The 13,439-nt window shown below is 36.3% G+C and carries 8 protein-coding genes and 1 pseudogene; 1 reads left to right on the plus strand and 8 read right to left on the minus strand.

Annotated elements, in window-relative coordinates:
- Positions 1-232: 232 nt before the first annotated feature.
- The 5 genes from AsFPU1_RS21775 to AsFPU1_RS21795 form a co-directional block, all read right to left on the minus strand.
- Positions 233-1,537, minus strand: a complete 1,305-nt coding sequence (locus AsFPU1_RS21775; protein ID WP_125061189.1) for a glycoside hydrolase family 15 protein — start codon at positions 1,535-1,537, stop codon at positions 233-235.
- A gap of 310 nt (positions 1,538-1,847) precedes the next feature.
- Positions 1,848-5,531, minus strand: a complete 3,684-nt coding sequence (locus AsFPU1_RS21780; RefSeq protein ID WP_124976829.1) for a HEAT repeat domain-containing protein — start codon at positions 5,529-5,531, stop codon at positions 1,848-1,850.
- 51 nt (positions 5,532-5,582) lie between these two features.
- Positions 5,583-6,587 carry a GTPase ObgE gene (gene obgE, locus AsFPU1_RS21785; RefSeq protein ID WP_124976827.1) on the minus strand — a complete coding sequence of 335 codons (1,005 nt, stop codon included), beginning with the start codon at positions 6,585-6,587 and terminating at the stop codon, positions 5,583-5,585.
- Positions 6,588-6,598: 11 nt separating this feature from the next.
- Positions 6,599-7,288: a Mo-dependent nitrogenase C-terminal domain-containing protein gene (locus AsFPU1_RS21790; RefSeq protein WP_124976825.1), complete on the minus strand. Its 690-nt coding sequence runs from the start codon at positions 7,286-7,288 to the stop codon at positions 6,599-6,601.
- Positions 7,289-7,373: 85 nt separating this feature from the next.
- A complete protein-coding gene (locus AsFPU1_RS21795) occupies positions 7,374-7,955 on the minus strand; it encodes a L,D-transpeptidase (protein WP_124976823.1) in 582 nt (193 codons plus the stop codon).
- A gap of 292 nt (positions 7,956-8,247) precedes the next feature.
- On the opposite strand from AsFPU1_RS21795, the pseudogene AsFPU1_RS21800 reads away from it, so the two are divergent.
- A pseudogene (locus AsFPU1_RS21800) lies at positions 8,248-8,634 on the plus strand (zinc ribbon domain-containing protein); the annotation flags it as partial.
- 28 nt (positions 8,635-8,662) lie between these two features.
- Here the strand turns inward: AsFPU1_RS21800 and AsFPU1_RS21805 are convergent.
- The 3 genes from AsFPU1_RS21805 to AsFPU1_RS21815 all read right to left on the minus strand — a co-directional run bounded on the left by AsFPU1_RS21805 (position 8,663) and on the right by AsFPU1_RS21815 (position 13,183).
- Complete coding sequence (locus tag AsFPU1_RS21805) at positions 8,663-9,208, minus strand: adenylate kinase family protein (RefSeq protein ID WP_124976819.1); 546 nt, start codon at positions 9,206-9,208, stop codon at positions 8,663-8,665.
- 11 nt (positions 9,209-9,219) lie between these two features.
- Positions 9,220-10,638 (minus strand): protein adenylyltransferase SelO, encoded by a 1,419-nt coding sequence (locus AsFPU1_RS21810; protein WP_124976817.1) that lies wholly within the window; start codon positions 10,636-10,638, stop codon positions 9,220-9,222.
- Between the two features lie 61 nt (positions 10,639-10,699).
- Entirely contained in the window at positions 10,700-13,183 is a 2,484-nt protein-coding gene (locus AsFPU1_RS21815) for a pentapeptide repeat-containing protein (protein WP_124976815.1), read from the minus strand.
- Between the last annotated feature and the right edge of the window lie 256 nt (positions 13,184-13,439).

Genomic DNA, 13,439 nt, shown 5'->3' on the forward strand with positions numbered 1-13,439 from the left:
GTTACACGCTTAACTTATCTTATAGCATCTAATTGCCGACAGTGAGAATCAACACCAATAAACCCATCTTCTAAATTGTCAGATGCTATGATACATCGTTTTTGACATCAACACAACCGAAGTTTAGGACTTTAAGACACAAAGTTAAGAACAGATCACTAATGTATGTCAAAAAGTAGTTCTTAATTTAATAATAGTAATCGCACTAGAAAAATCGTTTAATAAGCCCTAATTAAAGTAGGTTTTCTTCCATTTTCTTCAAAGCTATTCTCAAATTTGCTTGTGTCCAGAGGAGAGGAGTTGCATCATTAGCCATATATTTACCATCCTCTAGATAATAAAGTTCTGGACATTTAAACTCACCTGTTCTGGATTTTTCTTCAGTTATTTGTCCCAAAGAACGGTTTAAATAAAATATTTGCTGTTTTAAATATTTCTCTTGCTGTGTCTGTTGAAACTTAAGTCCAAAAATGACTGAAATAATGGGATCAAAAATGCACCATTGAGCTTCTTGTCCTTCTTGAATCAATGAATTACGATAAGACATATCATCACTAATATCAGCCGTTCTTTGCTCAGGAGAAAGTCTTGTTCTATAATCAGCAGCCCAAAATGAGTCTAACAGATATCTTCTAATTCCGTAATCACCTTGAAGATTATTAATTACATTTTGAACAATTTGATCAGCCATTTCACCCTCAACAACTTCTAGAGGATATACCAAGAAAAGTAATGCTGAGTCATATTTCCTCATTTTTTCCCCCGCTTCTTTACATTCATAGGGCAATATTTCATTTAATGCGTTTGTGCCTTTTTGAATTAATTTATCCAGAAAATCAATAGTAACAAATTCATTTTTGTAGACAAGATGTTGTGATATATTATGGTATTTAATAAATGTGTTTTTAATAGCTTTAAGTCCTGCTATAACTACTCCAATACTTGAGGCTTCTATTTTTCGTTCTTCTTCCCAGTGACCGCTATCTTCATCTTTCCAATAAGAAATAGCGTTAAAATATAGAGGGAAAAGAGCTAAAATGTCAATATTTTCTTTTTCTATTATTAACAAATCTTCATTTAATAATTTACAGTAGAGCCACAAAAAATAACCTAAAGCATCATTTTGAGCATGAGACCACTTCTCATTTATTTCTTGTAATTTTTCCCCATCAAATCTTACATGAGGTCGTTCCATAACATTATTAGCTAGACTTGGAAAGCAGATTATTCGCTCAAATTTTTGTCTATAATTTTTAAAATATTCCATTAAAGAATTCAGATTTTTAATTGTTGTATTGTAGTCTCCAAAAACATAATGAGCGTGTGCAACATGGATATTATCTCTAACCCAAACTTGCTGATAACCAGTGTATTCAGTTTCTTCTGTTGTTACAGCAGCAGAAAACAATCCTGTCGAAAGAGGAAAGAAATTAAGTGTATTTTTCTTGTCTAGAAACTCAACAATTTTGTGAATTTTTTCTACTGTATAATTATACTTGATTAAGTCAAGCATCTTTTCATTTTGTACAATTAACATTTTTGGGTTCTCCGCAACTTTAGCCTTATAAAGTGTGATTCTACCGAACAAGTTATGTTAAATCAACGTCTACATCACAGACCTTATGTCTGATACTATAGGAACGAAACCTCCCTTCGGATGCAAAAATTAAACCCGCGTAGGCGGGTTTTGTTTTTATAGCTTAACCCTTTAAGGTTTTCAACAGGTGGGTTACGGCGCGGACAGGAAAACTAGATTAGAATTCACAAATTATAGCCCGCGCCTAACCCACCCTACGATATATAAGATTTTGTTATCATCACAGGTACGGGAGAGCCTTAAATTTTATCTATGTAACTTGTTCTTCAATCCATTTAATAATATCTTCAATTAAATTATCTTTGATAATAAAGTTAGTTAATTCAGCAATATATTCTTGAGAAATAATTGCGATCGCGCCTTGAAATTTCCTCAACATTTCTAACAAATTATGGGATAAATTTGAAGTATTAAAAGGATCATAAAACAACCAAATAAACTGAGTATTAGGGGCATGACGTTGTAAAATATTCCAATAAAGTCGTAATTTAGCCATTGTTTCAGGAAGACCATATTCAAAAGTAGAACAACCTTGTTCTAACATTTGATCATAAATATCAATTAAAGGATTATCAGGCTCAATAAATCGACTACTATCAATCCAAATTAGATGAATTTTCTCAAACTCCTGACGTTGTTTAATAGTTTGTTGTAATTGTTCTAATAAAGAAAGAGTCGAATTAAATTTTGTGAAAGAAACAGACGAAGAAATCCCCTTAACCTCTTTATTTTTAGTTTTAATAAGGTCAGTAGATAGAGGACTTTGATGCCAAGCTTGATAGAATTGTGCATAGGATAAATGATGAGAACAGTGCCAAAGAACTTGATAACAAGCTAAATCAGGCTGTTTACTTTCTGATTCATTAAACAAGTAATCTCGTAATTCTGTCACCATCTGAGACATTTGGGAAACTGATATTAAAGCCATTAAACTATGAGCTACTTCCATTCGCACAGATAAATCTTTTACTGTTTGCAGTTGTTTAATTAAAACCGCGATCGCTTCCTTATTACCTGGAGCAATTTTACCCAAACTTTTAGCCGCACAACGACGAGTTTCTAAATTAGTACTCCTTTGAAGCAGACGAATTAAAGTAGCGATCGCGGCTGGATTATTAAGTCCAATTTCCCCTAAACTTTCAGTAGCTAAACTACGAATATCTCTATCTTGTGTTGACCCGATTAACTGGATCAAAGTCCGTAAAGATTCTAAATTATTAGGATCAATTTTACCTAAACTGGCTGCCGCTTGACGACGGGTAAATTCATTCGTTGAAGTTTGCAATAATTCGAGCAGAACACTTATCGCATCAGGATTCCCCGGATCAAACTTGCCTAAATGTTCTGCTACTTCTCGATGAGTAGCCTCATCATTCGTTTCCTGCATTAACTCAATAGAAGTTGCAATAATTTTAGGATTTGTCGGGGCGATTTTACCTAAACTATCTAAAGATTCTTTGCGTAATAATAATTGCTCTCCAGACACTAACAATTGTTCTAAGGCTGTGATAGCTTCTCGATTACCTGTCCCGATTTTTCCTAAACTACTAACAGCTATCCAACGTGTATAAATATCTTCAGTATCCCCTAAAAGATTAACCAAAGCCGTAATGATTTGAGCATTGCCTCGAGAGACTTCTCCGAGACTATAGACAGCTTCACGGCGAATCACCTCTGGAGTGGTTGGTTTCGTTAATTGTATCAGAACCGCGATCGCCGTTGGATTACCAGGGTCAATTTTTTCCAGACTTTCGGCCGTTTGTCGGCGAATTGCTCCATCTTTAATAGTACGAATTAATTGAACTAAAACCGCGATCGCAGTAGCATTACCTTGACCAATCACTTCTAGACACTGAAATACTCGTCTTCTTAACGCGGGGGAAGGTTGATCATGAAGCAAATATACTAAAGCATTAATAGCCTCAAGATTTTTCTTACCAATTTTTTCTAACCCAGAAAAACCAATCTGACGGACTTGTTCAGTTTTTTGTGTTTCTATAAGATTAATAAAAGTAGCGATCGCTTGAGAATTACCAGGATCAATAATACCTAATGTTTCTGCTGCTAACCAACCCAAAGATTCCGAAGGAAATTTTTTCAAATATTGACCAGTTTTACGAATGGCCAGAGGGTTTCCTTTACCAATCATAGCTAAATAATGAAACCCTTCTGATGGTAAAAGGTGATCTTGAGGAGATTCAATTAAATTAAACAGAGACTCAATAGCTAAAGAGGGAATAAATTGTTTAATAGATTCTCGCGCATAATCAACTAAGGGGTTCTGAGAAAATAGATTTTCAGAGTTACTTCCCCCTGTCTCGAAACCCCATTTTATTAATTGTTGACTCATTTCAGGGCCATAAGAACAAGTCGAAAATTCTTTGACAATGGAGACAGCCAAAAAATAAGCCCGTAACCCATAAAAATTAACTGGGCCACAATCATCACAGAAAGTTATTAAAGCTTGAATAAAGGCTTCTTTTTGCTCAATATCGATATCTTCTCGTCCTAACCAAAAACCCATAATTCCTTGCCACTGAGGGTCAAAAATTGGGAATTCTTGTTCAGATATTGCCTTATGAGGTTGCTCGAAAAAAAACTTCCAATCATCAATTGCTAGAGACGCAAAATAATCTTGAAAACTGCGATCGCCGAAACTATAATAATAATTTTCTCCGGTTTCCCCAATAACTCCTCTAGGGACTAACCACTTTAACTGAACGGCTAACTTAACCCAAGCAGATTCTTCTCCTAAACTATCCTCAATCATCTTTTGAGATATAATAGAAGACCATTCCCCCTGACATTGAGCAGATAGAGCTAAAGTAGTCAAAGCGTTATTTAACTGTTGTTGTTGTTGGGGAGTAGTGGTGATATTTTCGGCTTGCCATTGATAAAATTCTTTGATTAACTGTTGATAAAGTTGGGCAGTTGTTTGAGGTAAATGTCCCGGTGATTTTTGCCACAAACGACACAATAAAGCTAAACGTAAGGGATTTTTAATGAGATCATCAATCCATAGGTTGCCTAATTCATCAAGGGTTCGATATAATTGACGGACTAAATCTTCAGTTTCGGCTGCTTGTTCCAAAAAACTGACACTTGGACGGAAACACTGCTCAATAAATTGCTGAACTCCCACAGGATAAGACAATTCTTCTGTTTTATACAGTTCATAATGGGATAATGTTTGAGTTTGAGTTTGCCAAGTTTGAGTTTGACAAGAAACAATGACTTGACTATTATCTATCCATCCTTGGAGTTGTTGTTGTAAATATTCCAAGGTAGATGAAGGAGACTGACTCTCACCTTCTGCAAATAAATAGTCCATCCCATCTAATAAAAACCAAATATGACCGCTATTTAAGAGGTTTTCAAAAGATTCTTGCCAATTAATAATGGGAACAGTATCTCCCTTATAATAGTTAGAAGCTTGAGATAGCCATTTTTCGTAGAGATATTCTCTTAATGAACTCGTTTTTAATATAGTAGGAGAAACCCAAATCGGTATATCATCTGTTTGTTCTAAAACCCAATGAGCAATTTTTTGTAGCATTAGGGTTTTACCAGACCCTGATTCCCCAATAATGGCTATTTTACGCCCTTGGGTGCCATTTTTTCCTAATTGTAATACCTGTTCAAAAAATTCTTCTTCTTGATAGATCTGACTAACAGGAATTTGGAAAGTAGAATTAGTAAAAAACCCTGGTAACAAACTTCCTGTTGTTACTTTACCTTGATTTAATTGAATCAATGCTAAAGATATTTTAAACCGATCTAAATCAGCCCCCATTTCATCGGGTTGGGTACTGATGGGGTTAATGGGTAAAGAATACTTCAGCATCAGGCGACCCACTTCTCTCCATTCTATCGCTTGGGCTGCGGAAGCATGAGGAGAGGTATCCTCTGTCGTGGATAAGTGTCTTTGGGACATACTCGCCGCCTTTTTCTACAATTAATATCGCGTGAACCCACCCCCATCAAATTATATTGTAACATTGGCCTGATCTAATGCTTGCCAAACCATTTGTAACAGTTCATCAAGTCCGCTTCTAGTCACCGCCGAAATTTGTTTAATGTTTTGTGAAGTAAGTTCGGTTAATTGTTGGCTGATTAAATTGAGGTTTTCGGGTTCTACTGCATCAATCTTATTAATAGCAATAATTTGCTGGCGATCGCTTAATCCCCGTCCATAGGCTGTTAATTCTTCTTGAATAATCTTATAATCGTGGATAGGATCATCTGCAGTTCCATCGATTAAATGCAGCAGTAAACGGGTGCGCTCAATATGACGCAGAAACTCATGACCTAATCCTACACCTTCGTGGGCCCCTTCAATTAGTCCTGGAATGTCCGCAAATACTGTCCCATCTCCTGTGGGTTTACGCACTACTCCTAAATTGGGAATTAGAGTCGTAAAGGGATAATCAGCGATTTTGGGACGGGCAGAGGAAAGGGCAGATATCAAGGTCGATTTGCCGGCGTTAGGTAAGCCAATAATGCCCACTTCTGCCAATAATTTGAGTTCTAATCTCAATTGTCGGATTTCTCCCTCTAACCCTGGTAAAGCATAGTCAGGGGCGCGGTTTTGGTTACTCAAAAAGTATTTATTGCCTATACCTCCTTTTCCTCCTTGGGCCACACATAACATTTGCCCATTTTCCACCAAATCCCCTAAAATTTCCTCTGTTTCGGCTTCATAGATCATAGTACCACAAGGCACTTCTACGATACAGTCATCACCACCGGCCCCAGTACGGTTATTCGGGCCGCCTCGTTTGCCATCATCGGCTTTAAAACGACGAGAATAACGAAAGTCTAGTAAGGTTTGTAGGTTATTCACCGCTACTAAAATTACCGAACCTCCTCGGCCCCCATTGCCTCCGGACGGCCCTCCAGCCGGGACATATTTTTCCCGTCGGAAGGCAACAATGCCATCCCCTCCTTTTCCTGCTTCGACTTCGATTTCAGCGTGATCAATAAATTGCATAGAATATAAGTTTAAATGTATTCAGAGATATCTTCTTTACAATCATCCGATAGATAACATAAGGAACGAAAGCGTAACCCTACCAATTGTTCGTATAAAGGATTTAGTTTACATAAGGGGGGAATATGAACGATTTTATGACCAAATAATTTAATATCTCGTTCAAATGGACATTGAGAGGGGATCATTTTACAAATAAATCTTGCCAGACGTGGATCATGAATGTCCATGCCATCAAGCCAGTCTTTCAGGGGATGTAACAGATCAGGATGAGGATGAGGAGGACTACTTAAGCCACTTGTTGCCCCTTCGGCATCATAATGTTTAATGGGTTCACACAGGGTATGTTCCAGGACTTCTAAGGCATCTATTTTCAGTCCCAAGGCTTGACTAAACTGATGTAGAAGTTTGGCTTCAGGTTCGGAGTAAATGCCATCAGCGATCGCTACTAAAACTGCAGTTCTTAAGAAGTTTTCCCCTGTATTTTTATCTTCCCCTAACACTTCAGCTAATTCTTCTGGAGTGATAGATTGATATATAACCCGATCTTGTTCCCCTAGGGCTAAATCTTGAGTAAGTTGGGCAATTAAGTTTTGTTCTTGGGCATCGTAGTTTCCGTCAGCCCAAGCAATAGTTAATAATGCCCGTAACCAAGCTGTAATTTGTTTTTTTGTATAGGGAGATTTGACAACAGCAGCCATAACAGCCTCTTAAAATCAACTTTATTGGGATTAAGAGGGAAATTCAGTTATTGATTCCCTCCTATTTCGAGTTTAACGGCAAGATTTAGGGTTGAACAACTACAGGAATACCAATTTGCACGAACTCATATAAGGCTTTGACATCTTTGTTGCGCATTCTGACGCATCCGTGAGATACTGCTTGTCCCATGACGTTTTCTCCTGGAGTTCCATGAAAACCGATGTAATTTTTGCCATTAGTCCAGAAACCGATCCATCTTTCTCCTAGAGGACTTTTGGGGCCTGGAGGACTGACTTTACCATTCCAAGGGTTGCGCCATTGGGGATTTTCTATCATTTGCATGACTTTAAAATTACCTTTAGGGGTTTCCCAGCCTTTTTTCCCAACGGCAACCGGAAAACTAGCAAGAACTCGATCATTTTGGTAAGCATACACCCGACGTTCTTTCAATTTTAGCACTAATTGGGTTGCTATTACTTTATTTTGAGTTGGGGGAGTTACTTGGGGGGGAGTTCCCGGAACAATGGGGGAGGTTTTTTCTGGGACGGTTCCAGAAGACTCCGCCGTCACATCAGAGGCGATCGCTTGTCCTTGTAAACTGACTAAAGGTAGGGCAACAGTCCAACAGACTAAGGACAAAGAGATTAATGTTTGATTAAATGGCATTTGTCTGAAATTCCTCTATATTGATCATAGATTGTTAATTAGCTGCTTTTTACCACAAATAATATAACATTCTAGAAAAAGATTTACAGATCCCACTCTGTCTAGACCACAGACCTTATGTCTGATACTATAGGAACGAAGCCTCCTGAAGGGAGGCTAAATTAAACCCGCGTAGGCGGGTTTTGTTTTTATAGCTTAACCCTGAGCGGGTTTAAGCCCATAATTTCTAATAGTTTTATATACTATGTTCGGTAGAACTCAGTTATCAGTTAACTGTTATCAGTGAAGATAATGGGCAAAAGGAATGTTGGGAAAGCATACTTTAGATGCTGCTTTTGGACAATTTGTCACCATCTTAAAATGGGTAGCATGGAAACGAGATGTTTTTATCGCCAAAGTTGATAAAAATCATACATCTCAGATTTGTCCCAACTGTGGGTTTCATACAGATAAAAAACTGTTATCCCAAAGAGAACATAATTGTCCTGAATGTGGTTATTGTACCCATAGAGATGTAGCAGCAGCACAAGTTATCAGAAATCGTGGTGTAGAAGATTATGCGCTAGGGCTTAGCGTATCCGAAAATGTCTGTGGAGACGGTCTAGCGGGGGCAGCGATGTCTAGCCAAGAGTCTGTGAAGCAGAAACTCTTAAGTGTGAGCTTAAGAATCCCCCGTTAGACCGCCCAAGCGGTTAACGGCGGGAGTGTCAAAGAGCAGATAAAATCGTTTTTTCGACCACTTCTGAGGATGGTTCACCAGAAATTGTTAATAGTCGTTTAGTTCCTTCATAATATTCTAAAATTGGAATCGTTTGCTGTTTAAATAATTCAATACGACGTTCAATAATCTCCGGTTGATCATCCATTAGAGATCGGGTTAATGATCTTTGTTTCATTACTGTATTATTAACTTCTAAATAAATGGCATAATTAAGGGATTGATTGATCTTTTCTAACAAAAAATCTAATTCCTCTGCTTGAAAGGATGTGCGGGGATATCCTTCTAAAATCCAGCCGTTTTTTGATTCATTCTCTAACAAGAAATTAGTCATAAATTGAATCATTATTTCATTGGGTAATAATTCTCCTTTTTCGACATAAGCTTGAGCTTTTAAGCCTAATTCTGTTTTTTTGTCAATAGCTTCTCTAAGAATATTTCCCGTCGAAACCATAGCAATATTAAGAGTTTGACTCAGACGTTTTGCTTGAGTTCCTTTTCCTGAACCGGGGCCACCTAAAAGTACTAATCTCATTTATCTACTCCCTATTTTTCCTGTAATTGTTGCACTAAGTTATTAAATGGTTGCCAATTATTTTCTACACTTATTGCTTCCCAAATTGATTCAATTAAAGGTCTAAGTAAGGCGATTTTAGGATTATAGTTATAGAGAGTTGTTTTCACTTCTTCTCTTTCTTCTTGGGAAAGTTTCTGTAAAATTGTATGATAAATTTCTCGCCAAGTTTTCCAATCTGCGGGAGGTAATTCACTATTTTCCAAAATCAAAGAACTATCTTGATACCATCCCTCATTAAATTGTTCAGCTAATTGTCTAAAAAAGTAGTGATAACCGATTTGACTTTCTTGCAAAACCTGTAGAGTTTTCTTTAATAAATCATCTGCATCAAAACCGGAAATTTGCTCAAATCCCAATTTTTTAAGCATAAATCGACAATAATAGCTTTGATAATAATCTTCAAATTTATCTAAAGAACTTTCTAATTGAAAAGGAGAAAGAAGGGTCATAAAAGGTAATTGTAGCATCTCCAAATTTAACCGACAAATAAAGGGTTGATTTCCATAACTATAACGTCCCCCATAATCAAAATAAGCGGCGGTAAATTTAGGGTCATAAGTAGGAATAAAACTATAGGGGCCATAATCAAAACTTTCCCCCGTAATAGACATATTATCTGTATTTAATACTCCATGACAAAATCCTGCCCCCATCCATTGAGCAACTAATTGGGCAACTCTTTTGACTAATTGCTGATAAAATTGATGATATTTTTGCTGAGAGTCTTCAATTTCTGGATAATAAATATGGATAACATGATCTAATAATTTTTGAATTAAATCGGAACGTTTGAGATAGTATAATCTTTCAAAAGTTCCAAACCGAATATGAGAATGACTCATACGAATCATAACAGAAGAACGAGTCGGTGACGGTTCATCTCCTCGCCATAATCCTTCTCCAGTTTCAACTAAACTTAAACACCGTGATGTCTTCACCCCTAAACCTTGTAATGCTTCAGCAGCTAATACTTCCCTGACACCTCCTTTTAATGTTAATCTCCCATCTCCTCCCCGTGAATAAGGGGTTTGTCCTGACCCTTTAGTGCCAAAATCATATAAATGATTGTCTATCCCTCGTACTTGTCCATAGAGAAATCCTCTACCGTCTCCTAAAAAGGGGTTATACTCTCCAAATTGGTAGCCATGATAACGCAAGGCAAGAAAAGGACGAATTCCTTTAAATTTACCAAATGCTTCGATAAAATGACAATCTTCTACCGTTGCAGGAGATAACCCTAATAAAGGTAATAGTTTATTATTCCGAAAACGCAGAATATGTTGGGGAAATTCGGCAGCGAAAACCTGGTCATAGTAATCATTCCCTAGATGTTCTAAGGCCGGTTCATAGTTAAGTGTAAAAAAGGGATTATTTTGGTTTTCTGTCATATTAGTTAAATGATTGACTCGCTTAAATTGTATCTGAAAAATTAATTATTGTTGTTATCAGTTAACTTTTTCCCTCCCATATTACCCCTGTTAAGTTAGCATCCCTTAAATCTGCCCCGTTTAAATTTGCCCCTGTCAAGTTAGCGTCTTGTAAATTAGCTCCTATTAATTTAGCTTTAATTAAACTTGCTTGAGTTAAATCTGCACTACTTAAATCTGCCCCTACTAATTTAGCACGATTAAGTTCTGTTTGTTGCAGATTAGCTTGTACTAAATTAGCCCCAATAAGATTAATATCACTTAAATTAAGTTTTTGTAGGGTGGCATTTTGTAAATTTGCTTGCTTAAAATTTCTTTCTCCTAACCCATAACGATATAATAATTCTCCTGTATCCGTAACTCTTAGTTCTCGTTGTTTTGGCTTCATAAAAGTCAGGGTGAAATTTTCTTTATTTTCTATTACTTTTTTGACTTCCTGATAAAAGGGATAATGACCTATTCCACTTAAATTAACCCATCCTTTAGAACGAGTTAAGGCGATCAATAATTGATGGCGCAATGATAAATTATTTTCAGCTTTGCCTAATTCATCCAATCCCACAATATAAACCATATCTGCTTCATGTCCTTTTGCCCTGTAGATTTGAGAAATAGTTACAGCACCTTCACACCAAAATTTATTAGGATTAGAATTACTATCATCGGGCCATTGATTACACTTTTCTGTTCCCGGAATAAAAATGTCGATTCCTTGCCTATTTAAGAAATTAGCAATTTGTTTTTGTCTTTGCTTCGCTTCATAAGAACTTCCTAAAATAATGACTAAAATTTCTCTACTTGGTCTCAATCCATCATAGCGTAAATTGTGTTTAATTTGTTGAGATAAAGCTATAATTTCTTGATGTCTCGATGAATAGATATTAAATTTAAGTAGAGAATCTTTCCACATTGATGGTAAAGGATTAACAGAATTATTATGATGTCTTTTTATAGTAATTTTTTCTCCTGATACTAAATTTCCTTCTATTTGATAACCCAAGGTTTCCCATTCTTTTTTATGAGTCATTCCGGTTAACATTCCTCCTGGTCTTAACCATCCCATTCCTAACCCATGAGCCGCTATAATAATCGGATGGGGAGTTCTATAACAAGTAGACATGATCTCTGTTTTGTTAATTTCATTGCCATAGCTTCCGGTGACTAAATTTCCTAATTCTTCTCCTAATAATTCTGTAGCGTTTGCTATTTTATTTGTGTCTAAACTTTGCAGTTCATCATAAGCCCAAATTAAGCGTTTTTGCTCAGGAGACATAGGATCACTTGGACGCAATGCTTGATAAGCTAACCAATAAAAAGGTTGTTTGCCTTGATAACTCCAAGTATCACTTATTAAGTCTTGTCCTTCATCAATTAAAATGGCATCAAATATTTGGGGTATCCCTGTTTTTTGTAATAAGTCAACACAGACTTCAGCTAATGCTTCATTGGGTTTTTGTATCCCAGTTTCATTAACACTTAATGGCATAACTCCTGTGACTTGACACAGATAACGATAAAATCCCATTTGTTGATGAGAACCCCAAGCATGAAAGACTTGTAAATATGGATTATTTTTTTGATAATGTTGCTGTTCATGACTAAAATATCTCATCCATTGGTCAATTTGTTGAATAATTTCGTCATAAAGACTACGAGAAAAAAAGATAAATACGAGCTTCCAATTAGGATATTTTAGGTGCATTATTGCTGCTTTTTGACAGAGTAAGACAGTTTTTCCCGATCCGGCTATTCCTCTAATTCGTTGACATCCTGGTGGTATTTGTTTAGCTATTTTTTCCTGTTGTAAATCAAATTTTGATAAATGCAGTCGCACTTTTTCTAAAACTTTTCCTTTACTTTCAGGATGGCTTAAAACTTTATGATGAGATGAAGAAAAAACCGCAGTTCCTGATAAGATTGACAGTAATAAATTCCATTGTTGATCACTTAAAACTTTTCCAGGAACAACTGAAGGAGTATCCATAATAGTTTTTTGAATAAATTCAGATGAGACTAAATGGTTTTTGAAGAGAATAGGGGGATTATTTGGCAGTTTCTTAAAACCTTTTTCTTCCCATTGTTGTTCAGTTATTAGGGGTAAAGCAACTAAGACTCTACTGGTTACTTGATTGTTCAGGATGGGTTCTTGTTGAATGTATTCTAATAAGCTAAATAATTGGTTTTCTGCTTGTTGATAAGGATTTCCGTAAACTACATAAAAGTTTTGATAGTTCCACCGATGTCCTTCAATACTAATAATTTGATCGGCAGTAATGGCTTTAACTTCAATAATAATTAACCCTAACTCTGCATCCGCAATGAGGATATCCGGTTCTTGACGAGACTTTCCCCTAAGAGAAAAAATCGGATAACGCCAGTAACCGAGACACTTTCTGTGGTAAAATGCTCCTTGTATAGCTTCCCATACTATTTGCTCTGCTGCTTTTCCACTACGATGAAGGGGTTGAGTGGTAATAAAGTTTGAGGGTACAGTTTTAGAACTCACATTTGGCAATGGGTTGAGTGGATTTTTAGTCAGTACGTATCCACTTTACTCTATAAAAAGACATTTTAATTATACCAAATTTCACGATCTTGTCAACCCGCATTTCATCGTTGATTATTGCTATAAATTCTCAATAATTTAGGGTAATTTTTGTATAGTGTGTTACTTTTTTTGGGGCTTGTTGCTAAAATAACAAAATATCATAATTATTTAATATTAATACTGTAATACTTTTTAAGCGGTCTAGTGATCAACG

The sequence above is a fragment of the Aphanothece sacrum FPU1 genome, assembly GCF_003864295.1.
GTDB lineage: Bacteria > Cyanobacteriota > Cyanobacteriia > Cyanobacteriales > Microcystaceae > Aphanothece_B > Aphanothece_B sacrum.

Excerpts from the sequence above, each read along its gene's own strand:
- AsFPU1_RS21775 (WP_125061189.1), bottom strand. The coding sequence starts at position 1,537 with ATGTTAATTGTACAAAATGAAAAGATGCTTGACTTAATCAAGTATAAT.
- AsFPU1_RS21780 (WP_124976829.1), bottom strand. The coding sequence starts at position 5,531 with ATGTCCCAAAGACACTTATCCACGACAGAGGATACCTCTCCTCATGCT.
- obgE (WP_124976827.1), bottom strand. The coding sequence starts at position 6,587 with ATGCAATTTATTGATCACGCTGAAATCGAAGTCGAAGCAGGAAAAGGA.
- AsFPU1_RS21790 (WP_124976825.1), bottom strand. The coding sequence starts at position 7,288 with ATGGCTGCTGTTGTCAAATCTCCCTATACAAAAAAACAAATTACAGCT.
- AsFPU1_RS21795 (WP_124976823.1), bottom strand. The coding sequence starts at position 7,955 with ATGCCATTTAATCAAACATTAATCTCTTTGTCCTTAGTCTGTTGGACT.
- AsFPU1_RS21805 (WP_124976819.1), bottom strand. The coding sequence starts at position 9,208 with ATGAGATTAGTACTTTTAGGTGGCCCCGGTTCAGGAAAAGGAACTCAA.
- AsFPU1_RS21810 (WP_124976817.1), bottom strand. The coding sequence starts at position 10,638 with ATGACAGAAAACCAAAATAATCCCTTTTTTACACTTAACTATGAACCG.